At 66.7% G+C, this 22,406-nt stretch carries 18 protein-coding genes; 4 read left to right on the forward strand and 14 right to left on the reverse strand.

The annotated features are described in order from the left end of the window. Positions 1-108: 108 nt before the first annotated feature. The 6 genes from ag85A to glf form a co-directional block, all read right to left on the reverse strand. Positions 109-1,155: a diacylglycerol acyltransferase/mycolyltransferase Ag85A gene (gene ag85A / locus I2456_RS27440; RefSeq protein ID WP_068034119.1), complete on the reverse strand. Its 1,047-nt coding sequence runs from the start codon at positions 1,153-1,155 to the stop codon at positions 109-111. A 362-nt stretch (positions 1,156-1,517) separates the two neighbouring features. Continuing rightward, positions 1,518-3,509 carry a terminal beta-(1->2)-arabinofuranosyltransferase gene (gene aftB / locus I2456_RS27445; protein WP_371869963.1) on the reverse strand — a complete coding sequence of 664 codons (1,992 nt, stop codon included), beginning with the start codon at positions 3,507-3,509 and terminating at the stop codon, positions 1,518-1,520. Next, positions 3,490-4,404, reverse strand: a complete 915-nt coding sequence (locus I2456_RS27450; protein WP_068157872.1) for a decaprenyl-phosphate phosphoribosyltransferase — start codon at positions 4,402-4,404, stop codon at positions 3,490-3,492. Before I2456_RS27450 ends, aftB begins: the two co-directional genes overlap by 20 nt. Further along, positions 4,401-4,946, reverse strand: coding sequence for a phosphatase PAP2 family protein (locus I2456_RS27455; RefSeq protein ID WP_085074898.1), 546 nt, complete (start codon positions 4,944-4,946; stop codon positions 4,401-4,403). Before I2456_RS27455 ends, I2456_RS27450 begins: the two co-directional genes overlap by 4 nt. Continuing rightward, positions 4,939-6,849 carry a glycosyltransferase gene (locus I2456_RS27460; RefSeq protein WP_068034113.1) on the reverse strand — a complete coding sequence of 637 codons (1,911 nt, stop codon included), beginning with the start codon at positions 6,847-6,849 and terminating at the stop codon, positions 4,939-4,941. Before I2456_RS27460 ends, I2456_RS27455 begins: the two co-directional genes overlap by 8 nt. Next, positions 6,846-8,051 carry a UDP-galactopyranose mutase gene (glf, locus tag I2456_RS27465; protein ID WP_085074897.1) on the reverse strand — a complete coding sequence of 402 codons (1,206 nt, stop codon included), beginning with the start codon at positions 8,049-8,051 and terminating at the stop codon, positions 6,846-6,848. Before glf ends, I2456_RS27460 begins: the two co-directional genes overlap by 4 nt. A 228-nt stretch (positions 8,052-8,279) precedes the next feature. Between glf and I2456_RS27470 the strand changes: the two genes are divergently transcribed. The 4 genes from I2456_RS27470 to I2456_RS27490 all read left to right on the forward strand — a co-directional run bounded on the left by I2456_RS27470 (position 8,280) and on the right by I2456_RS27490 (position 14,648). After that, the gene (locus I2456_RS27470; RefSeq protein WP_139823245.1) at positions 8,280-9,326 is read left to right on the forward strand and encodes a PirG; all 1,047 of its coding nucleotides are present in this window, start codon (positions 8,280-8,282) and stop codon (positions 9,324-9,326) included. Positions 9,327-9,442: 116 nt separating this feature from the next. Beyond that, positions 9,443-11,074 (forward strand): LGFP repeat-containing protein, encoded by a 1,632-nt coding sequence (locus I2456_RS27475; RefSeq protein ID WP_186246589.1) that lies wholly within the window; start codon positions 9,443-9,445, stop codon positions 11,072-11,074. 9 nt (positions 11,075-11,083) lie between these two features. After that, positions 11,084-13,000 carry a spermine/spermidine synthase domain-containing protein gene (locus I2456_RS28840; RefSeq protein WP_241007816.1) on the forward strand — a complete coding sequence of 639 codons (1,917 nt, stop codon included), beginning with the start codon at positions 11,084-11,086 and terminating at the stop codon, positions 12,998-13,000. 85 nt (positions 13,001-13,085) lie between these two features. After that, positions 13,086-14,648 (forward strand): PE family protein, encoded by a 1,563-nt coding sequence (locus I2456_RS27490; RefSeq protein WP_241007817.1) that lies wholly within the window; start codon positions 13,086-13,088, stop codon positions 14,646-14,648. A gap of 171 nt (positions 14,649-14,819) precedes the next feature. Here the strand turns inward: I2456_RS27490 and I2456_RS27495 are convergent, their stop codons facing one another. The 8 genes from I2456_RS27495 to I2456_RS27530 all read right to left on the reverse strand — a co-directional run bounded on the left by I2456_RS27495 (position 14,820) and on the right by I2456_RS27530 (position 22,405). After that, on the reverse strand, positions 14,820-15,917 hold the full coding sequence (locus tag I2456_RS27495) for an IS110 family RNA-guided transposase (protein WP_085072901.1): 1,098 nt from the start codon (positions 15,915-15,917) through the stop codon (positions 14,820-14,822). A gap of 219 nt (positions 15,918-16,136) precedes the next feature. Further along, positions 16,137-17,462, reverse strand: coding sequence for an HNH endonuclease signature motif containing protein (locus I2456_RS27500; RefSeq protein WP_205880192.1), 1,326 nt, complete (start codon positions 17,460-17,462; stop codon positions 16,137-16,139). A 40-nt stretch (positions 17,463-17,502) separates the two neighbouring features. Beyond that, positions 17,503-17,958 carry a DUF350 domain-containing protein gene (locus tag I2456_RS27505; protein ID WP_068034105.1) on the reverse strand — a complete coding sequence of 152 codons (456 nt, stop codon included), beginning with the start codon at positions 17,956-17,958 and terminating at the stop codon, positions 17,503-17,505. 22 nt (positions 17,959-17,980) lie between these two features. After that, positions 17,981-19,147, reverse strand: a complete 1,167-nt coding sequence (locus tag I2456_RS27510; protein WP_085074064.1) for a glutathionylspermidine synthase family protein — start codon at positions 19,145-19,147, stop codon at positions 17,981-17,983. Further along, positions 19,144-19,848 (reverse strand): superantigen-like protein SSL4, encoded by a 705-nt coding sequence (locus I2456_RS27515; RefSeq protein WP_085074063.1) that lies wholly within the window; start codon positions 19,846-19,848, stop codon positions 19,144-19,146. The genes I2456_RS27510 and I2456_RS27515 overlap by 4 nt, the downstream gene beginning before the upstream one ends. Before the next feature lie 119 nt (positions 19,849-19,967). Then, positions 19,968-20,804 (reverse strand): HAD family hydrolase, encoded by an 837-nt coding sequence (locus I2456_RS27520; RefSeq protein WP_139823142.1) that lies wholly within the window; start codon positions 20,802-20,804, stop codon positions 19,968-19,970. A 43-nt stretch (positions 20,805-20,847) separates the two neighbouring features. Next, positions 20,848-21,633, reverse strand: coding sequence for a lysophospholipid acyltransferase family protein (locus I2456_RS27525; protein WP_068034099.1), 786 nt, complete (start codon positions 21,631-21,633; stop codon positions 20,848-20,850). Positions 21,634-21,637: 4 nt separating this feature from the next. Next, the gene (locus I2456_RS27530; RefSeq protein ID WP_085074061.1) at positions 21,638-22,405 is read right to left on the reverse strand and encodes a lysophospholipid acyltransferase family protein; all 768 of its coding nucleotides are present in this window, start codon (positions 22,403-22,405) and stop codon (positions 21,638-21,640) included. Between the last annotated feature and the right edge of the window lies 1 nt (position 22,406).

Genomic DNA, 22,406 nt, shown 5'->3' on the forward strand with positions numbered 1-22,406 from the left:
AGCTAACCACACCGTGCACAACTGGATAAAGGGACGGTTGCGGCGCAATAACAAACGGCGGCGACCAGAGGTCGCCGCCGTTTGTTGCGGTTTCACGCGTCCAGCGGTTTAGGTGCCGGTGCCCTGCTGGTTGACCCCGACCTGAGCGGCGGTGGCCGGACCGGAGCCGGGCGTGGCGCCCAGCGTGCTCTGCAGGTCACCCTTCATGGCGTTGAGCTGCGAGCCCCAGTACGGCCAGTCGTGCGTGCCGTTGGCGTCGAAGTTGAACACCGCGTTGTGACCGCCGGCGCCGTTGTAGGCGTCCTGGAACTTGATGTTGCTGGTCCGCACGAAGCCCTCCAGAAACTTGGCGGGCAGGTTGTCGCCACCGAGGTCGGACGGCTTGCCGTTACCGCAGTAGATCCAGATGCGGGTGTTGTTGGCGACCAGCTTGCCGACCTGCAGCGACGGGTCGTTGCGCTGCCACGCCGGGTCGCTGGAGGGACCCCACATGTCCGAGGCCTTGTAGCCACCGGCGTCACCCATGGCCAGACCGATCAGCGACGGGCCCATGCCCTGCGAGGGGTCCAGCAGCGCCGACAGCGAGCCGGCGTAGATGAACTGGTTGGGGTGGTAGGCAGCCAGGATCAGCGCCGAGGAACCGGCCATCGACAGACCGACAGCGGCGCTACCGGTGGGCTTGACGCCCTTCTGCGACGACAGGTAAGCGGGGAGCTCGCTGGTCAGGAAGGTCTCCCACTTGTAGGTGGTGCAGCCGGCCTTACCGCAGGCCGGGTTGTACCAGTCGCTGTAGAAGCTGGACTGTCCACCGACGGGCATGACGACCGAGATGCCGGACTGGTTGTACCACTCGAACGCCGGGGTGTTGATGTCCCAGCCGTTGAAGTCGTCCTGCGCGCGCATGCCGTCGAGCAGGTACAGCGCCGGCGAGTTGGCACCACCGCTTTGGAACTGGATCTTGATGTTGCGACCCATTGCCGCGGAGGGCACCTGAAGGTATTCGACCGGCAGGCCCGGGCGCGAGAACGCCCCCGCGGTCGCCGATCCGCCGACGACACCCACCAGGCCCGACAGCAGGGCCGCACCAACGGCACCCACCATGAGACGGCGCGGCATGCCGGTCACGGCGCCACGAAACCTGTCAACAAGCTTCATCCTTGCTTCCTCATCCTCATTCTTTTAGGCGCATCCGTATGTGTTGGGCGCATCCTGAACTAGGTCGAACTGCACGCGCAGTGCTCGGCAGTGCCCGTGTAGTCAACCACACCTTTGTGGCCGCGCTCTCCTCGAGTATGTCGCTGGCGACCTTACCGGGCCAAAACCGGCGTCGATTCGAGCGCCCGAAACGGCCTCCGGCAGCGCGGTTTCCGCATGTGCCGAGCACCGCGTGGCCGCTGGTAACGGGTTAGATGTGAGGTTGCTGTCAGTGTCGGCGCCACGCCGGAGACCGGCTTTCGGCGCTGGTCGGACGGTGCGGCAAAAAATTTTTTCTCGCACCCCGAGGCAGCCGATCAAGATCAGTCCCCGCGCGGTGGCGTAGGCGGCGTCTTGGGCACCGGTCGTCCGCACTTGATCAGTTCGTTGAGCGGAATCCGGTCGATCCGGTATTGGGTGAACTCGAACGAGTGCACCAGGTTGGAGACGAACCGGTGTGGGGTCATCGGGGCGCGCACCGAGTTGAGCACCGCCTCGGTCTTCGGGCAGTGCAGGGCTGATTCCGCCTCGGCCACCCACTGCTGGTCCAGATAGGCCGGGATGCCCGGATACCACTTCACCCATGGACCGTCGGCCACCACCCAGTCCGGGAAGAGGTTCTTGTCGTGGCCGATGCGGCCGTGCTTGAGCCGTTCGGTGTGCGCGGCCACCGGGTTGGCCAGTCCGATCTGGTCGAGCACCCTGACGTCCAGTCCGACGTTCATGCCGACCATGCCCAGGTTGGTGAAAAACACCGCGTGCTGCGGCTTTTGGGTGGCCGGAACGTTGGGCGCGCTGCCCGGCGGGATCATCGGCACCAGGTCCCACTGGTAGTAGTTGCCCGACGGCAGCAGCAGCGCGCCTTCCGGGGTGTTGTTGATCGCGACCAGCACGGCGGCCATCCGCGGGTAGTTGAGGTAGTCGGCCGCGGTCAGCGGGTGCGCAACCCCGGTCGCCTGGGCGTAGAAGCGGCGCTCGTCGACGATCCCGGAGTAGGTGACGTGCGTCGCGTCGTCACCCATTCCAGGCGAATTCGCCGCCCACAGCGACCATCCCGCGACACCCAGCCAGAGCAGGCTGACCACACCGGCCACCCAGCGGCCCGTCTCTTTCGAGTAGTCCTTGCCGTCTGGGATCACCACTGGAATGACCGCGACCGGCGCCAGCAAGCAGAACAGCGGCGCCAGCAACACCCGGCCGTGCATGAAGTCACCGCCCTGGCGAATCCAGTAGAGCGCCTGCAGCAGCCCGCTGACCAGCACGAAGGCCACCGCGGCCGGCGGGCTCTGCACCGCGCGGGCCAGCCGGCCGTAGTCGGGCGCGGGCAGCGGACGCAGGAACGACGGTCGGCGGCGAGCGGCCATCAGCACGATGCCCAGCGGGACCAGCAGGACCAGCGGCACCCACAGCAGGTAGGGCCGGTCGAAATTGGACAGGTAGATCATGCCCTGGGACCACTTGTCCCCGGCGGCATCCTTGGCCAGCGCGGTGCCCGGCACCAGCAGCCCGTAGTAACCCATCCGGAAGATCTGGTAGGCCACCGGCAGCAGCCCGCCGGCCAGCAGGATCAGCGCGCGGCGACGCCAGTCGCGGGCCGCGATCAGCATCATGATCAGCGCCAATCCGCCCATCAGCGCCAGCTCCGGGCGAACCAGCACGCTGCAGCCCGCGACGAAGGCCAGGGCGCCGATGAATGCCGGGCTCTCCGGCCGCACCCGCAGCGGCTGCGCCCAGCAGACCATCAGCCACCACAGCAGGCCCAGGTAGGCCAGCACGAGCCCGCTCTCCAGCCCGGACGTGGCGAAGTCGCGGGCCGGGGGCACGGCGATGTAGACCAGCGCCCCGGCCGGCAGCATGATCGCCCGGCGGCTGCGCAGACTGGGCGCGTACAACCGGGCAGCGCCGAGCATGAGGAACGCGACGCCCAGCAGCGACAGCGTCAGCGCCATCACCAGTGCCACGTACTCCAGCCGCATCGGCTGGCCTACCCAGCTGGCCACGTAAAGCAAATAGGTCCAGGCCGTGGAGGTGTTGGCTTCCACCCGCTCACCCTGGTTGAACACCGGCCCATTGCCGGCCAGCAGGTTGCGCACGGTGCGCAGCACGATCAGTCCGTCGTCGGCGATCCAGCGTCGTTGCCATGCCCCGTAGCCGAAAAGCGCCACGACGACGACCACGCTGCTCCACAGGCTGATGCGGACCAAGGGGTCATACGGGAAGGTGGGCCAGCTGACCCGGCGCACCACCGGCCGTCGGGGAACCAGCACACCGGCGCGCAGCGTCTTGAGTGTGGCGCTAGCCGAAGGCAACGGCAGCACCAACTGTTGCGATCCACGCCAGCGCCAGCAGTTGCAGCACCCGGTCGCGCAGCGCGATGTCTTCGGGCTCCCCGGCCAGTCCGCCGTCGACGTCCACCGCATAGCGCAGGATCGCGATCGTGAACGGGACCATCGACACCGCGAACCAGGAGCCGGAGTGCCGATCCCGTTCGAAGGCCCACAAGCCGTAGCAGAGCACCACCGCGGTGGCCGACATCGTCCAGACGAAGCGCAGGTAGGTGCTGGTGTAGCTCTCCAGCGACTTGCGGATGGCCGCGCCGGTGCGCTCGGCCAGTTGCAGCTCGGCATACCGCTTGCCGGCCACCATGAACAGCGACCCGAACGCCGCCGTCAGCAAAAACCATTGCGACAGCTGGATATTGGTGGCCGCGCCGCCGGCGATCGCCCGGATGAGGTACGCCGAGGAGACGATGCAGATGTCGATGACGGCTTGGTGTTTGAGGCCGAAGCAGTAGCCCAGCTGCATGGCCAGGTAGACCGCCATGACCAACGCCAGGTTCGGCGTCAGCAGCCACGCGATGATCAGCGCCGCGGCGCCCAGGATGGCCGCCAGGGTGTAGGCCAGCCACTCCGGCACCACTCCGGCCGCAATGGGGCGAAACCTCTTGGTGGGGTGTTCGCGGTCGGCCTCCACGTCGCGCACGTCGTTGACCAGGTAGATCGACGAGGCGGCCAGGCTGAACACCGCGAAGGCCACGCCGACCTCGATCAGCACCTCGGTGTAGTTGTAGCGGACGCCGCCGCCCAACGCGGCCAGCGGAGCGGCCAGGACCAGCACGTTCTTCACCCACTGCCGCGGACGGATCGCCTTGACGACACCGGCGATCAGATTGCCCGGAGGCTGGGTCACCGGGACCACGTCTTCGCTCATCCGGCCGCACCTCCTTCGATCAGGGCGTCGGCCCGGACCGCCACGGCGGCGACGGCGGCGCCCAGAGCCACACCGGCGGCGACGTCGCTGGGGTAGTGCACCCCGGCCAGCACCCGCGACAGCGCCATCGGCGGCACCAGCAGGGCCGGCAGCGGCAACCCGGTGGCCCGTCCCATCAGGACCGCCGCCGCCGTGGTCGAGGTGGTGTGCGCCGACGGGAAACTGAGCCGGCTGGGGGTCCCGACGTTGACCGCGACGGCCGGGTGATGCGGACGTCGGCGGCGCACCACGCGCTTGACCAGGACGGCGGCCGCGTGCGCGGCCAGCGCGCCGGCGGCGGCCAGCAGCCAGTCGTGGCGCCGGCGAACCGACAGCAGCGCGCCGAGCAGCGACACGCTCAGCCAGCCGAGACTGTGTTCGCCGAAGTGGGACAGGGCGCGCGCCGCGGGCAAGACTCCGGGACGGTCGGCCAACGCCGACTGGACGGCCACCATCGCGGCCACTTCACCGCGCGGCGCCCCTGAGGAAGGGGCTTCAGGCATGTTTTCGCTTTTTGTCGGTGGGCGGGTCCGCGGCGGGCAGCAGGGCCGTCTCCCACTTCTGCTTGCTGGACAGCACGGGCAACGCCTCGCGGTAGACGCGGCGCATTTCGTCGAACCGGCGGGCCAACTGCCGTTGCCGGCGCAACGACTGCAGCAGCAGCGTCATCATCTTGCGGCGATCGCGTTGGCGGTAGACGACACCGGCGCCGTCGGCTGTGGTGACGGTGACCCCGTCGACCATGCACAGCCGGAACCAGCGCGCATCCTGGGTCGGCACGTTGTACTCCGGGCGCTGATGGGCTTGCGGGTCGGCCTTTGTCATGTTGTGCAGGATCCCGCGGGCCAGCCGGTAGCTGATCGATATCGGGTTGACCGGCGGCTTCATCGCCTTGCTCTGGTGCACCGGTGGCGGCAGCTCGCTGGCGGCGGGCAGCACCACCGCGTCGGGGTACTGCTTGCGCAGGCGATGCACTTCCGGCAGCGCCGATTCCAGGATCGAGAAGATGTGCTCGGGGCCGGCCAGGAAGTCGTCGATGGCCCGGTTCTGGATCGCCACCGTCGAATACTCAAGGCAGGCAAGGTGTTTCAGCGTCGCCTTGAGGTGGCTGCGCACCAGGCCGGACACGTCACCGTCCCAGTGCATCGCCGCGACCACCAGCCGGTTGCGCAGGTGGAAGTAGGCCTGCCAGTCGATGGCATCGTCCTTGTCGCTCCACGCCATGTGCCAGATCGCCGCGCCCGGCAGCGTCACCGTCGGGTAGCCGCGTTCGGCGGCGCGCAGGCCGTAGTCGGCGTCGTCCCACTTGATGAACAGCGGCAGCGGCTGCCCGAGCTCTTCGGCGACCTGCCGCGGGATCATGCACGTCCACCAGCCGTTGTAGTCGACGTCGATGCGGCGGTGCAGCAGCTTGCTCTTGTCGCTCTTGTCGTTCAGCGGGTATTCGGCGAAGTCGTGGTCGTATTCGGTGTGCGGGGCGGCGGTCCACATGAAGTTGGCCCGGTCCACCACCTCACCCATGATGTGCAGGTGCGAGGGCTCCTGCAGGTTGAGCATCTGGCCGCCCACCAGCATCGGGGTCTTGGCGAACCGGCTCATGGCCAGCACCCGCAGGATCGAGTCGGGCTCGATGCGGATGTCGTCGTCCATGAACAGGATCTGTTGGCAGTCGGTGTTTTTCAGCGCCTCGTACATGACCCGGCTGTAGCCGCCGGAACCGCCGAGGTTGGGCTGGTCGTGGATGGAGAGGCGATTGCCCAGCCGGGCCGCCGCGGCGGGGAAGTCCGGATGGTCCCGGACCTTGCGCACCCCTTGGTCCGGCACGATGACCGCGCCGATGACCTCGTCGACCAGGGGGTCGGCGGTGAGCGCGCTCAGCGCGTTGGCGCAGTCGGCGGGCCGGTTGAAGGTGGGGATGCCGACGGCGATGTTGGCTCTGCCCGGTGCCGGGGTGGGGGCATACCAGCCACCGCTGAGCAGGGTGACCGCGGTGTCGGTGGTGATGTCGAACCAGATCCAGCCGCCGTCTTCGAACGGCTGCAGGCCCACCTCGATCTCGACGACGGCGGGGGTGTCGTCGGTACCGGAGAAGGCTTGCCCCTCGATGTAGATGCGCGCCCCGGTGGCCTTGGTCCGGTAGACGTCGACGCGGCCGGATCCGGTCAGCTCGGCGCGCAGCACCACCGATTTGCAGATCGACCAGCGGCGCCAATAGCTGGCCGGGAACGCGTTGAAATAGGTGGCGAACGAGACCTCGGACTCCGCGCCGATCTGCAGCGAGGTGCGCGTCGTCGCGTGCGCCCGGCGCGCGTTGGTGGTCGACTCCTCGAGGTAGAGCTTGCGGACGTCCAGCGGTTCGCCGGGACGCGGCAGGATGATCCGGGACAGCAGGCTGACGGCGGTCATGCGCGCGAACCTTCTTCACTCAGGGGGGCGCCGTCGCGCAGGTGTGGCGCAAGGACGTTGTCGTACATGCTCAAAGCGCTGGCAATGGCCATATGCATATCCAAGTATTGGTAGGTGCCCAGGCGGCCGCCGAAGAGAACCTTCGACGATGCGGTCTCGGCCTTGGCCCTGGCCCGGTAGGCGGCCAACAGGGCGCGGTCGGCCTCGGTGTTGATCGGATAGTAGGGCTCGTCGTCGTCTTCGGCGAACCGCGAGAATTCCCGCATGATGACCGTCTTGTCGGTCGGGTACGTGCGCTCGGGGTGGAAGTGGCGGAACTCGTGGATGCGGGTGTAGGGCACGTCGGCGTCGTTGTAGTTCATCACCGGGGTGCCCTGGAAGTCTCCGGTGTCGAGCACCTCGACCTCGAAATCCAATGTGCGCCAGCCCAATCGGCCGTCGACGTAGTCGAAGTAGCGGTCCAGCGGGCCGGTGTAGATCACCGGGGCGTCGGGGTTCTCGGCGCGCAGCCCGTCGCGCACGTCGAACCAGTCGGTGTCCAACCGCACCTCGATGCGGTCGTCGGCGGCCATGTTCTGCAGCCACGCGGTGTAGCCGTTGACCGGCAACCCCTCGTAGGTGTCGTTGAAGTAGCGGTTGTCGAAGGTGTAGCGCACCGGTAGCCGGGTGATGTTGCTCGCCGGCAGTTCCTTGGGGTCGGTCTGCCACTGCTTGGCGGTGTAGTTCTTGAGGAAGGCCTCGTAGAGCGGTCGGCCGACCAGCGAGATGGCCTTCTCCTCGAAGTTCTGAGCCTGTTCGGGCTTGATCTCGGCGGCCTGCTCCTTGATCAGCTGGCGTGCCTCGTCGGGCGTGAAGTACTTGCCGAAGAACTGCGACACCAGGCCCAGGCCCATCGGGAACTGGTAGGCCTGGCCGCCGTGCATGGCGAACACGCGGTGCTGGTAGCCGGTGAACTCGGTGAACTGCCGCACGTAGTCCCACACCTTCTTATTGGAGGTGTGGAACAGGTGGGCGCCGTACTTGTGCACCTCGATGCCGGTCTGCGGCTCGGGCTCGGAGTACGCGTTGCCGCCGATGTGCGGGCGCCGCTCGAGCACGAGGACACGCTTGTCGAGCTGAGTCGCCACGCGCTCGGCAATCGTCAGGCCGAAAAAGCCGGAGCCGACGACATAGAGGTCAAAGCGACCGGTAGGAGAAGTCATCGGTTGCCTAGGGTATCTGACCCTGCGGCCAAAACCCGCTTTGGCGACATCAGCGGAACGTCACACCTATGAACCACTGACGTCGCGATTGCCTCACGATTCGATCTCATCACTCTAGTCACACCATTCTCACTCGTACCATCAACCGTGTGGGTTTCCTGCCGTGCACTCGAAGGTCGAGATCGGCGTGAGCCGACGCACCGCCTAATCCAGATTGAGGAGACTTCCGTGCCGAACCGACGCCGACGCAAGCTTTCGACAGCCATGAGCGCGGTCGCCGCCCTGGCAGTCGCGAGTCCATGTGCCTACTTCCTTGTCTACGAATCGACGAGTTCGAATCCACCGCCGCAGCACCACGAGTTCAAACAGGCGGCGTTGATGAGCGACCTGCCCGGTGAACTGATCGGCGCACTGTCGCAAGGACTGTCGCAGTTCGGGGTCAACCTGCCACCGGTGCCCGCGTTGGGCGGTGCGGGCGGCGCCAGCACCGGCCTGGGCACCCCTGGCCTGGGCGCGACGACCCCTGGGTTGGCCAGCCCCGGGTTGACCAGCCCTGGCCTCGCCAGTCCCGGATTGACCAGCCCCGGCCTGGCGAGCCCCGGTCTGACCAGTCCCGCTCTGCCCGGTCTGACGCCCACGACGCCCGGCGCGTTGGCCTCGCCCGGAGGCGGGCTGCCGTCTCCCACGCCCGGAGCGGCCACCACTCCCGGGCTGCCCAACCCCGCGCTCACCAGTCCGACCGGAGCCGCTCCCGGGTTGACCAGTCCGGCAGGCGTGAGCCCGGCGGCCGGCACGGGTGAGGTTCCGATCACCGCACCTGCGGCGTTGGACCCCGGCGCCGACGGCACCTATCCCATCCTGGGTGACCCGTCGCTGGGCGGCGGCACCGGCCTGGGGCCGGTCAGCCCGGTGGGCACCGGCGGCGGTGGCTCGGGCGGATCCGGCGGCGGCGGCGGGCTGGTCAACGACCTGATGCAGGCGGCCAACCAGTTGGGCGCCAGTCAGGCCATCGACCTGCTCAAGGGCCTGGTGATGCCGGCGATCATGCAAGGGGTGCAAAACGGCGGCGCCGCGGGTGCACCGGCCGCGGCCGCTCCGGCCCTGCCGGCGGCGGTTCCCGGGGTGCCGGCACTGCCCGGCGCGGCGGCCGTGCCCGGAGTCCCGGCGGCGGTACCCGGCGTCCCGGCGCTGCCGGCGGCGGTACCCGGTGCGGCCGCGCTGCCCGCGGCCGCGGCTGCGGTCCCGGCGCCCGCTCCGGCGCTCCCCCCGGTCTGACAAAGCCTGTCACCTGACGACACCGCAGGGTTGCCTGCGGTGTCGTCGACAGGTTTCTCCACTTAAGTACCGTGTCGTCCCATCGGAAACATTAGACACACACGTAACATCGCCTGGTGCCGTCCCGCAACCGCGCACCGACGATGCTGGTCACCGCTATTGCGGCGACGGTTGTCATCGTCGCGTCGGTGCTGTACCGCCCCGCTGACGACAACCATCAGCTGCCTCACCCCGCCGAAACCCAGCTCGCCGAACAGCCGCTGGTCGGACTGGGTGGCGGTGTCACGGTTCGGGAGCTGACGCAGAACGCCCCGTTCTCCCTCATCGCACTGACCGGCGACCTGGCCGGTACGTCGACCCGGGTCCGGGCCAAGCGGCCCGACGGTTCGTGGGGACCCTGGTACCAAGCCGAATACGAAACCGCCGCGCCCGACGGCGGTCAGCCCGGCTCCGGACCGCGCAGCACCGATCCGGTGTTCGTCGGCACCACCACCACCGTGCAGATCGCGGTCACTCGCCCGATCGACGCGCCGGTGACCCAGTCCCCGCCCCCGCCGCCCCCGAAGCCGGACACCGGCAACCTGGGTTACCGCCCGGTGACGAAAGAACAGCCGTTCGGGCAGAACATCTCGGCGATCCTCATCTCGCCGCCGCAAGCGCCGGTAGAAACGCATTGGACCCCGCCGACCGGAGTCAACATGCCCGGCCAGGCACCGCCCATCATCAGCCGGGCGGAGTGGGGCGCCGACGAATCCTTACGCTGCGGCACACCGCAATACGACCGGGGCGTGCGTGCGGGGGTGGTGCACCACACCGCGGGAAGCAACGACTATTCGCCGCTGGAATCCGCGGGCATCGTCAAAGCGATCTACACCTACCACAGCAAGACGCTGGGCTGGTGCGACATCGCCTACAACGCGCTGGTCGACAAGTACGGCCAGGTGTTCGAGGGCAGTGCCGGCGGCCTGACGAAACCCGTCGAGGCCTTCCATACCGGCGGCTTCAACCGGGAGACCTGGGGCGTGGCCATGCTCGGCAACTTCGACGACGTGGCGCCCACCCCGATCCAGCTGCGTACCGTCGGCCGATTGCTCGGTTGGCGGCTGGGCATGGACGACGTCGATCCCAAGGGCACGGTGGAGCTGGAGTCGGTGGGTGGCTCCTACACCACATTCCCGGCCGGGGCGATAGCGAAGTTGCCCACCATATTCACCCACCGCGACGTCGGCAACACCGATTGCCCGGGCAATGCCGCCTATGCGCTGATGGATGAAATCCGAGACATCGCATCGCATTTCAACGATCCGCCGGAAGAGCTGATCAAGGCGCTCGAGGGCGGCGCGATCTATGAGCACTGGCAACAGATCGGCGGCATGGGCAGCGTGCTCGGGGCTCCGACCTCGCCGGAACTCGACGCCGCAGGCGGAGCGCGATATGCCACGTTCGCCAAGGGCGCGATGTACTGGGCGCCTGGGATCGGCGCCGAGCCGGTGACCGGGGCGCTCTATGACGCCTGGGCGTCACAGAGCTACGAGCGCGGACCGCTGGGCTTGCCCACCAGCGCCGAGATCCAAGAACCGCTACGGATTTCGCAGAACTTCCAGCATGGAACGTTGAACTTCGAGCGGCTCACCGGAAACGTCACCGAAGTGGTGGACGGGATCAGCACACCCCTGTCCACCCAGGCCCCCAGCGGCCCCAACGTGCCGCCCGAACACTTCTCCCTGCCCGCGCATCCACCGAACTAGTCTGCAGGTGTGCCTCAGACGCCCTACCTGACCATCGACCTCGACCGGGTGCGGGTGGCGGTTGAGGGATTGCGCACCGTCCTCCCCAACGCCGAAATCCGCTACGCGGTCAAGGCGAATCCGGCGCAGCCCATTCTGCGCCTGCTGGCGGAGGCGGGCACCGCATTCGACGCCGCCTCGTCCGGGGAGGTGGACGCGTGCGTGCGGGCCGGCATCGCCGGTGGCGCCCTGGCATTCGGCAATCCGATTCAGAAGCCGGCCGCGATAGCCCACGCGTATGCCCGGGGGGTGCGCCGGTTCGCCTTCGACACCGAGGACGGGCTGGCCCGGATCGCCGAGCACGCGCCCGGGGCGGTCGTGGAATGCCGTGTGGCTCCGGTGTTTCCGGTGTCGGTGACGCCGTTCGGGCACAAGTTCGGCTGCCCCCCCGACGCGGCCGTCGGGCTGTTGCAGAAAGCGCGCGAGCTGGGGTTGCGACCGGAGGGGCTGTGCTTCCACGTCGGCTCGCAGCAGCTCGACCCGTCCGCCTGGAACGTCGGAATCCATGCTGCAGCAGAGGTATTCGCCGGCTTCGGTAGTCTTTCGGTGCTCAATATCGGCGGTGGGTTCCCGTTGCCGTACGCCGCCGGCGGGCCGGAACTCGAGGTCATCGCAGCCACGATCATGGCCGCGATCGGGCGGCATTTCGGCGCGGATCCCCCGAGCGTGGTCATCGAGCCGGGCCGGGCGATCGTGGGCGCAGCGGGCACCATCTTCAGCGAAGTCGTCGCAGTCCGCCCCGGCACCGATGGCCGGCGCTGGGTGTATCTGGACATCGGGCGCTATGGCGGTCTGGCGGAAACGGAGAACGAGTACATCCGCTACCGGTTGCGGACCGCCCGCGCCGACGACGCGCTGGCCGACGCCGTGGTCGCCGGACCGACGTGTGACGGCGACGACGTGCTGTATCAACGGTATCCGTTGCCGGTCACGCTGCGCCCGGGTGACGCGGTTCGGATCGAGGATGCGGGTGCCTACACGGCCAGCTATGCATCGGTCGGTTTTAATGGGATCCCGCCGCTACCAACGCATTTCGTCGGCGGGCCGGTCGGCATGGACATCGTCGAGCCACTGGCGCCCGGGCTGACCCGCACCTGGCGGCTCAGCGAGGTCATCTGCGACGTGCGCACCGACTACCAGCATCTGGTGATCGGCCGCACCGAGCAAGGCATCGCGCTGTTCAGTGACGATGAGCGCCAGAGCACCGAGTTCAGCCAGCTGGTCTACCACGAGGCATTGCTGGTACCCGCGTTGCTGTTGGCGGACAAGATCGAGCGGGTGCTCGTGATCGGCTCCGGTGAAGGTGTGGTGAGCCAGATCGCGGTGGCCGCCGGTGCGACGCGCGTCGACCACGTCGACATCGACCGCGAGGCCGTGCGGTTGTGTGCGGAGCATCTGCCCTACGGTTACACGCCGGCCGAACTGCGGGCCGCGGAAAACGGAGCAGGGCCGGTGCGTGTGCACTACTGCGACGGCTGGGATTTCGTCGACCGGTGCGCTGAGCCCTACGACATCGTGGTGGTCGACCTGCCCGACGAGCGGGTCGAGCCGAGCCAGCACAACCGCCTCTACGACACCGAGTTCTTGCACAAGTGCCGCGACATCGGCGGTGTGGTGGTCGGCCAGGCCGGCTGCCCGACGCTGTGGCGCAACGAGTCATTGCGCTGGTCGTGGCGGCGGTTCCAACAGACCTTCGACGACGTGGTGTATTTCGGCAGTGACGAGCACGAGTGGGCTTTTCTGTCGGGGCTGTCGGGGCGTCGGGTGCTGGACCCGGTGTCGGTCATGTCAGCCCGGTTACCGACGCTGCCCTATCGTCCGCACACGCTTGACGCCGCGGCGTTGGTCGGTGGCACGGTTGCGCCCCGGTCGGTACGGGGACTTTGACGCCGAGTAGCGGGATTTCCGGCGGATGTGGCCCCCGTCACAGTAGGCTCGAATTGCCCTGACAAATTTTCGAATATGACGGGAGATGGCCGTGTCATTCTTGGCCACCACACCGCAGCTGGTTACGGCCGCGGCCGAGAACCTGGCCGGTCTCGGCTCCAATCTGGGGCAGGCGACCGCGGCGGCAGCAAGAGGCACCACCGGTGTCGCCGCGGCGGCCGCCGACGAGGTCTCGCTGGCGATCGCTCAGGTATTCGGCAGCTTCGGCGAAGAATTTCAAGCGGTCAATGCGCAGGCGGCGGCGTTCCATAGCGAGTTCGTCAGGCTGTTGAACGGTTCGGCGGCGGCGTATGTGGCTACCGAGATCGCCAACGCCCAACAAAACGTCATGAGTGCGGTGAACGCACCCGCTCAAACACTGCTGTCTGGCGTGGCGGCCTCGCCGGCCGCTGCTGCCGCCGACATCCTGATCCCAGGCGCGTACCAGCGGTTGATCGTCAACACGGTGACCAACCTGCAGGCACTCGGCAATGCCTGGGGCGCTGACCCGTTCCCGTTCCTGCGCCAGTTCCTGGCCAATCAGCTGGGCTACGGGCAGCAGATCGCCACGGGTTTCGCCAGTACTTTCCAGAACGCGCCGCTGCTGTTGGCTAACCTGCCGGCGACCATCCAGGCGAACATCCAGACTCTGGCCAACTTCCCGGCAGCCTTCTACGCACAGCAATTCATCACCACACAAATCGGCTTTGCCCAGGCCTTCGCCAACGCGGTCAGCGACGGGATCGCGACCCTGCTGCCCGGCCTGCCCGCGTTTGGTGCGGGCCTGCAGCAGGCCTTCGGGACGCTCCTGACGGGTAACTATTACGGCGCGGTCGTTGACGTGGCGCGGGCCTACGCCAACCTGCTGGTCACCGGGTTCGACCCGGGCAACGTGACGTTCGGCACGGCGGGTTTTGCCACGATCACTGCCACAGTGAATCCCCGCTTGCTCGGCCCGCTGGGTGATCTGTTCACGATCATGAACCTCCCGGGACAAGAGGCTCAGTTCCTGACGAGCCTCATGCCGCCGTCCATCCCGCGCCAGATCGCGCAGAACTTCACCAACGTGCTGAATACCCTTACCAATCCCAGCATTTCGGCCACTCTGGCGCTACCGCTGACCAACCTGGCGGGCGGCAGCCTCAGCGCCTTCTTCGGATTACCCTTGGTCGCCGCCTACGCATCGGCGGGAGCGCCGTTCTCGGCGCTGGGAGCGCTGGCGCTCAGCGCGACCAATATTGAACAGGCCTTGGCGAGCGGCAACCTTCTCGGGGCGCTCGGCGCATTCATCGACGCCCCGGCGGCGACGTTGGACGGCTTCCTCAACGCCCAAACGCTGGTCACCCAAAGCATCGTGTTGCCGAACAATCTTCCTATCGGCCCACCGTCGATATCGATTGACCTGCATCTGCCGTTTGACGGGCTCCTCGTCCCACCCCATCCGGTCACCGCGACGGTGCACGTGCCTAGTTTCCCTGTTCTTGGGATTCCAACGCTCGCTACCGACTTCGACGTACCCATCTTCGGCACGCCGTTCTCCGGATTGATCCCGCTGCTGGTCAACTACATCCCGCAACAGCTGGCCCACGCGATCACCCCGGCCGCGTAGCGGGGTAGGCGTCGCCGAGCAACGAATAGTTCTGCGGCGCTAGGGATCCTCCTCCGTGAGCACGTTCTCGGGGTGGCGCCTCTCTGTGTCAATGGTGTGGTGGTTCGGTTATATGGTGGTTGTTAGCTGGCCCGGTTGAGTGACTTAGTCCGAAGCGTCGGTGTTGGGGTTTTAGCCGGCCGCGCGGGACTTCTGAGCCGCCCCCATGTGTCCCGCCGGGTCAGCCCTGAATCTGGGAGCTTCGCGCTGTAATTGGCGGTAGACAACGTCAGATAGGCGCCGTTTGAGGCAGCGCATGGCTTCTTTGCGGCTTTTTCCTTCCGAACGTTTGCGCAGGTAGTAGGTCTTGCCTGGGGATGGGCGCCGGATCTGGGTCAACGCCATGACGTGCAGGCAGTAGTTGAGCTGGCGGTCGCCTGCCCGGGATAGCCGGTGGCGGACCACATCGCCGGAGGAGGCTTCGATGGGAGCGGTGCCGGTGTAGCTGGCGAAGGCGGCCGCCGAGCGGAAACGGGTAATGTCTCCAACCCGCGCGAGGATTTTGCCTGCGGTGAGGGCTCCGATGCCTGCTAGTTGAGTCAGGTTGGTGCCGGTGGCGGTGACTGCGCCATCAATGTCATTGGTGGCTTTGGTGATCCGGCGATCGAGCTGACGCACCTCGCTGATCAGATCGAGCGCCAGGTTACGCAACGCTTTCGAGGCGGGGTGGCGAGGTCGAGCAGCGCGCAGGAGTCCAGCAGCCTGGTCTGCGGTCAGGTTGCGCCCGGCGCCGGCGAGAACCAGCTTTGTCAGTACGACGTGGAGTCGGTTGATGGTCTGAGTGCGAACCTTGACCAGGTCATCGCGATGCTCGACGATCGCACGCAGTGCCGTGGTCTCCGCGGTGTTCTGGGCGCTGTTGAGCGCGTGCGATGTGAGCGCCGCGATACCCACTGATAGTGCGTCGGCATTGTCATTTTTGCGGCCGTGGCCGCTCGACAGCAGCCGGACCCGTGCAGCGAGCTTGGCTGGCACGTCAAGGACCTCGATGCCCTCTGCGTGCAGCCGCGTGGTCAGCGGCGCCCCGAGACCAGGGGCTCCTTCGATAGCCCAGTCTGCGTGGGGCCATCGACGAGCAAAACGCCGCAGCGTCCGGTAACCATCGCGGCTAACTGGGACGCGAATGGTGGCCAAAGGAACCAAAGCGGCATCGACAGCGGCAGCGGTCCATGACCCCTTGTGAGGATCAACGGCAATCACTACCCGGCGGAGGTGAGTATTTGTCGTCACCGAAAGAGCACCAACCCTTCTTCATGAACTCAATTTGGAAGCAAGGAGGGCACACCAACTTTCGGCTACGCAGGCCTCTCTTCAGCCACTCCTTGCCTGAGGCGGTGGTGACCGGCCGGCAAGCCACCCCGGAGTCAGCCAGCAGGCGACAGTGGAAGGTCGAGCCTTGACCGGTCATCACCTAGGAATCATGGCTGCAGACCTGATTCCCTGCACGCATTAGACAAGTTGGTGGTAGGTGTTGGTGCGGGGTTGCCCGTGGTCCAGGTGTGGTGGGGGGATCCATTCGGTGTCGCCTTGGGTGTTGGTGCGGGTGGTGTAGCCCTGTTCGGCCAGGGGGTGGTGGCCGCCGCAGGCCAGGGTGAGTTGGTTGATGTCGGTGGTGCGGGATTGCGCGTAGGGGATGACGTGGTGGACTTCGCAGTAGTAGCCGGTGACGTCGCAGCCGGGGGCGGTGCAGCCGCGGTCTTTGGCGTACAGCACGATGCGTTGGGCGGGGGAGGCTAGGCGTTTGGTGTGATACAGCGCTAGGGCGTTGCCGTGGTCGAAGATGGCCAGGTAGTGGTGGGCGTGGCGGGACAGCCGGATCACCTCGGACATGGGCAGCAGGGTGCCCCCGCCGGTCAAGCCTGTGCCGGCCGCTGCCTCTAACTCCCGCAGGGTGGTGGTGACCACAATGGACGCCGGTAGGCCGTTGTGCTGGCCCAGCTCACCGCTGCACAGCAGCGCCCGACACGCCGCCAGCATCCCGTCGTGGTTACGTTGAGCGGCCGAGCGCACGTCGTGCCGGATCGCGTCTTCCGACGGCGCCCCCGCCACACACGGGGTCTGGTCGTCGGGGTTGCACATGCCCGGTGCGGCCAGCTTCGCCAGTACCGCTTCTAGGGTGGCGCGGGCTTCGGGAGTCAGATAGCCGCTCAGCCGCGACATGCCATCGACGTCTTGCTTACCCAGCGTGACTCCGCGGCGGCGCGCGCGGTCGTCGTCGGTGTAGTCCCCGTCCGGGTGCAGGCAGTCCATCAGGCGTTCGGCGAGTTTGGCCAACTGGTCTGGCCGGTACTGACCGGCCAACCGCGCCAGATGTTCTTCGGCCTTCTCCTGCGTCTCCACATCCACATGGGCCGGCAGGTGCTTGACGAAATCCCGGATGACCCGCACGTGACCGTCACCGATTCGGCCGTCACGTTGGGCTTCGGCGGTGGCGCTGAGATAAGGCGCCAGGGTTTGTCCGGTCAGGGTGTGGCGCTCGCCAAGGTCAGCGGCCTCGGCCAGGCGCCGGTTGGCCCCGGCTCGGGTCAGGTGCAGTCTGTTGGCCAACACCGAGGGCAGTCTGCCGCCCAGCTGGGCTGGATCGGCTTGTTCGGCAAGCAGATTGAGCACCGCGTGCTGCGCTGCGGGCAGCCGGCGCGCGACCCGCTCCAAGCGCAGCACCACCCGCATCAACTCCGGAACCGTCAACTCCGCACACGACAGGCTTAGCAGGTCGTCGGTGACAGCATCGAGCCGGTCAAGCACCCCGACAACACTCTCCCGATCCGAACGCATGTTCGAATGATACGTCGCCCCACCGACAACGCCCGCGCCCCTACAGAATCGCGACAGCCACCACAATCCCGAGCGCGAACTGCGCCGCGGCCACCATCAACGACTCATAGTTGTACTCGTCGGAATCGAACAACTGGTGCATGTCGAGTCCGATAGCTACCGTCGCAATGCGCATCATCACCACTTGCGCGGCGATACCGACCAGTCCGAAGACCGCCGATGCCAGCAGGCCCTCCCCCAGCTTCCCCGACGACGAGTAGATCGCCAGCACCACGATCAGCGCCATGCTGACCATGCCCGCGGCGGCCACGATGATGGCGTTGGGCTTACCGGCGTTCACCATTTTGCGCAGCGGTCCCGGCGTGGTCAGGTCAATGGCGTAAAACCCGACCATCATCAGCACCAATCCCAGGATCGCGTACAGGACAACCGCGCCCACCCCGCGACCCAGCCAGCCCCAGTAGTCCGAATGCAGCGCCACAATGGTTGTCGTCATCGATGAACTCCGTTCAGTCGCTTCATTTCAGAGGGATTCGGTGTGGAACAAAGGCTGCGCCGTCATCGGTGATCAGTCCGGCCGTCTCACGAATACCTAAGCCGGCGGACGAATCTCCGACGATCCACGCGCCCAAGGCGGGGCGCATGTCGTCGAATTCCGGCAACGGGTCCAGCAATTGGTAGACAAAGCCCTCTTCGCCGTAGACCCCGCCCGTTGCGGTCTCCATCCCGGCGCCGACGACGGTGACGTTCGCGCCTTCCCGGCCCAATTTGGGCTTACGCACATACTCAGTGAGCTCGTGCGGGTCATCGATGTACGCGGGCAACAGGTTTGGATGCCCGGGATACATCTCCCACAACACGGCCAGGATCGCCTTGTTGGAAAGCAGTGTCTTCCACAGCGGTTCGATCCACATCGTCTGCGGCAGGCTGGACACCACATGCTTACCGAACCGGTCATCGAGCACCCATTCCCACGGGTGCAGCTTGAAGATGGCGTGCATCTCGGACTCTTCCAGATCGACGAACCGTTCCAGGGCGGAATCCCACCCGACGTCCTCGATCACCAATCCGACGGTCTCGAAACCGGCTTCGGCTGCGGTCTCTTGCATGTAGGTCGTCGTGATCTGGTCTTCGCCCGTCGCTTCGATGCCTGACCAGGTGAAGTGAAGTTTGTTGCTGGGCAACATATCCCGCACCTTCGACCAACGGTCCACCAGCTGTTCGTGCAGCGAGTTCCATTGGTCGTCTTCAGGGAATTTGTCCTTGAGCCAATACCACTGCAGGATCGCCGCCTCGAGCAAGGTGGTGGGCGTATCGGCGTTGTACTCCAGCAGCACCGCCGGCCGCCGCCCGTCATAGCGTAAGTCGAAGCGGCCGTACACATGTGGATCGGAGCGGCGCCAGGATTCGGCGACGTGCGGCCAAGTCCATTCCGGCAGACCGAAATCCGCGTAGCGCTCCATCAGAACCACTTGCTCAACGGCGTTCAGGCACATCGAATGCAGCAGCTCGACATCGGCTTCCAAAGCCAGGATCTCGTCCATCGCGAACTCGTAATAGACCGACTCGTCCCAATACGGTCGAGCCCCGCCGCGCGCATCGCGAGCCGGTGTCCCGTAGACCAGTCCTTGCGATTCGACAATGGACCGCCAATTCGGTCGCGGCTCAGATCTGCCGCGCTTCACGACCCGCTGCTCCCGCCGCTGCCCTTGCCGCCGCTACCGCCCAGGCCGCCGCGCGAGATCGTGCTACCCGACTTCGTGGTGATGCTTCCGCTTTTGGGAGCGACGGTGGTGCCGCCGATCGGGCGGGAACCGATCGAGCCGGAGCTGCCGTAGTAGTAGCGGTACTGGTGCCCGCCGAAGAAGAAGAACCCGTTGAGCCCGGGGGTGTGGCCGGTGCAGTAGCTGTCCGGGACGATGACCGGCTGGCCATTGGGATCGTCGCGCACACACTGGGCGACGGTGTTGTGCGGGGTCAGCAACCAATAGCCAAGCCCCGCGACGACACCCACCACCCCGACGGCCGCCGCCGCACCCATCAGGACCCGCTTTTGATGGCGCCGCTTCTCCTCGGCGGCGAGCCGGGCTTCCTCGAGCTCCCGTTGCTTGTCTTCGTACTTCTGGCGCGCCCGCAGCTCGGCCGGCGTTGGCGGTTTGGGCCGCGTCGACGCGGCGTCCTGATACTTGACGCTGCCCGACATCCGACGCTTGGTGGGGTTGTCCGGCGTGGCTTTCTCCGGTTCGGACGGCTCTGGTTTGGACGGCTCCGGTTTGCCCGATTTGGCTTCGTCCTCGGGAGGCACCGACGGCGTGCCTTCGGGCCGCTCCTTTGCCGAGTCGTCCTCCGGCGGGCCGCTCTCCGGCGGATTGTCCTCGGACCCCACTACTCGTCCTCCGGTCCGGTCAGGTCACCGCGCGCGGCGACACCAGCTATACGACGGCGACTATCCATGGGCCGAAACGCGCGCACGCGGGCAGTCTCCCACATCGTCGCCAAAAGACGTTAGGACCACCAGCGTTCCAGCACGCGGGCCACACCGTCGTCGGTGTTGGGGGCGGTCACCTCGTTGGCTGCCGCCACCGCCTCCGGATGCGCGTTGCCCATCGCCACGCCTAAACCGGCGTGCGTGAGCATCGGCACATCGTTGGGCATATCGCCGAAGGCGATCACGCCGGCATCGGTGATCCCGAGCGGTTCGGCCAGTTGCCGCACGCCGGTGGCCTTGCTGATGCCCCGCGGGACTATCTCCACCAGACCGTTGTTGGTCGAGTAGGTGATGTCGCCTTCACCGTTGAGGTGTTTGGCCAGTTCGGCCGCCATGTCTCCACTGGCGGCCCCGGACTGGCGGATCAGCAGCTTGATCGCCGGCGTGCTCAACAGGTCCTCGATGGAGACCTCGGTGTTGTCCGGGTTGAGCCAGGCGTGCTCGTATCCCGGTGAGCTGACGAACTGCGGAGTCGCCGCGTCGTGCGCACGCTCGCCGATTCGCTCCACCGCCAGGCCGGCACCAGGAAGAACCCGCGCCGTCAACTCCGCCAGTGCCGCCAGCGTCTCCACCGACAGCATCCGCGCGGACACCACCCGGTCCTGCGCGGGATCGTAGATAACCGCGCCGTTGGCACACACGGCCATCGGCGCGAACCCGAGGGCGTCGACAACCGGGCGGATCCAGCGCGGCGGGCGCCCGGTAGCCAGGATGAACTGGGTACCGTCGGCGACCGCAGCCCGCACCGCAGCACGGGTGCGCGGTGTCACCTTCTCGGCTTCATCCAGCAGCGTGCCGTCGACGTCGGTGGCAATGAGCGCCGGCCGGCGAGACGACGAGGCCGGCGTCGGGATCGGATCGGTCAAGACGATGCGCTTCGGCAGTTACAGAAAGTCGTCAGCGCCGTTCGCTTCCATCGGGCCGCGGCGAGGTCACGCCGTCATATCCTCGCTTCTGCATCCGCTCGGCCAGTTCGGCGATGCGAAACTCCCTGGACTCGTCCGGCGTCGGCGCACTGCCACCGAGGCGCCGCGGAACCCAGTACGCCCCCTGCGGGTGTGGGTACTCCTCTTGCACCTGGTAGAGCATCGCCTTCATCGACTGGCGCAGCACAGCATTGAGGTGCTGGGCGTCGCCCTCTGGCCGCAGTGGTGTTCCGATCGCCACCGAAATCGGAATCTTGGTGCGCCACAACTGCTTTGGATGGTCCTTCGGCCAAATGCGGTGCGCCCCCCAGACAATCATGGGGATGAGTGGCACCTGCGCCTCCAACGCCATCCGGGCGGCGCCCGTCTTGAATTCCCGAAGCTCGTAGCTGCGGCTGATCGTCGCCTCCGGATGCAGTCCGACCAACTCACCCTCGCGCAAGCGCTGCACCGCAACCCCGAAGGCTTCCGACCCCGTGGTGCGGTCCACCGGGATCAGCTGGGTGTGCTTGATGACGTAGTTGACCGCCTTCACGTCCTGCATCTCGGCCTTGATCATGAAGCGCAGCCGCCGTTTGCGTTCCAGGGCGGCCAGCGATGCCGGAATCCAGTCCACATAGCTGGTGTGGTTGAGCGCGATCAGGGCGCCGCCGCGCGCAGGGATGTTCTCCAGGCCGCGGTAGGTGATCTTGTTCCCGTTGAGTGCGACGACGGACGGAACGAGGAACTCCATCATTCGAAAAAATGGCTCGGCCATGTCTTCAGTTTCTCCTTCTTTGCCGCGACTCGCGCGGGATATGGTGCGCGGCCCTGGCCGCCGCCTCCTCCGCGTCCATCCGAGCCGCTTGCGCCACAGTCGGGGCGCCGCCGCCAAGCCGGCGCGGCACCCAGTACTCGCCCGCGGGATGCGGGTAATGCTGTTGGATCTGGTGCAGTAGCGAGGTCATCGACTCGCGGAGCACCTGGTTGGTCGCCCCGATGTCCTGGGCGGCCCGTAACGGCGGGCCGACTTGCACCGCGACCGGCACCTTGGCCCGACCAACATGGCGGGGCTGGCCCTTGGTCCAGATGCGTTGAGCTCCCCAGACGATCAGCGGCACGATCGGGACGTCGGCTTCCCCGGCCATGCGCGCCGCACCCGTCTTGAACTCCTTGAGCTCGAAGCTGCGGCTGATGGTGGCCTCCGGGTAGACCCCGACCAACTCCCCTTCGCGGAGCCGCTGCACGGCGACCGCATAGGCGGCGGCTCCGGCGTCCCGGTCGACGGGGATGGTGCGGGTCCGCTTGATCAGGAAGTTCACGATCTTCACCCGCTGCATCTCGGCCTTGATCATGAAGCGGATCCGGCGATTTCCACGTCGTATGGCCAGCGCGGCCGGCAACCAATCGACATAGCTGGTGTGGTTGATCGCCACCACCGCCCCACCCTCAGCGGGAATGTTTTCCGTCCCGCCGAAAGTGATCCGAGTTCCGGTGGCCCAGACCAGCAGCTTGGCCAGGATCTCGAGGGTGCGATAGGTCGGCTCCACG

It is taken from the genome of Mycobacterium kubicae (assembly GCF_015689175.1).
GTDB classification, from domain to species: Bacteria; Actinomycetota; Actinomycetes; order Mycobacteriales; family Mycobacteriaceae; genus Mycobacterium; species Mycobacterium kubicae.

Excerpts from the sequence above, each read along its gene's own strand:
- I2456_RS27525 (WP_068034099.1), bottom strand. The coding sequence starts at position 21,633 with ATGGCCGAGCCATTTTTTCGAATGATGGAGTTCCTCGTTCCGTCCGTC.
- I2456_RS27455 (WP_085074898.1), bottom strand. The coding sequence starts at position 4,946 with ATGCCTGAAGCCCCTTCCTCAGGGGCGCCGCGCGGTGAAGTGGCCGCG.
- I2456_RS27505 (WP_068034105.1), bottom strand. The coding sequence starts at position 17,958 with ATGACGACAACCATTGTGGCGCTGCATTCGGACTACTGGGGCTGGCTG.
- ag85A (WP_068034119.1), bottom strand. The coding sequence starts at position 1,155 with ATGAAGCTTGTTGACAGGTTTCGTGGCGCCGTGACCGGCATGCCGCGC.
- glf (WP_085074897.1), bottom strand. The coding sequence starts at position 8,051 with ATGACTTCTCCTACCGGTCGCTTTGACCTCTATGTCGTCGGCTCCGGC.
- I2456_RS27450 (WP_068157872.1), bottom strand. The coding sequence starts at position 4,404 with ATGAGCGAAGACGTGGTCCCGGTGACCCAGCCTCCGGGCAATCTGATC.
- I2456_RS27460 (WP_068034113.1), bottom strand. The coding sequence starts at position 6,849 with ATGACCGCCGTCAGCCTGCTGTCCCGGATCATCCTGCCGCGTCCCGGC.
- I2456_RS27500 (WP_205880192.1), bottom strand. The coding sequence starts at position 17,462 with ATGCGTTCGGATCGGGAGAGTGTTGTCGGGGTGCTTGACCGGCTCGAT.
- I2456_RS27490 (WP_241007817.1), top strand. The coding sequence starts at position 13,086 with ATGGCCGTGTCATTCTTGGCCACCACACCGCAGCTGGTTACGGCCGCG.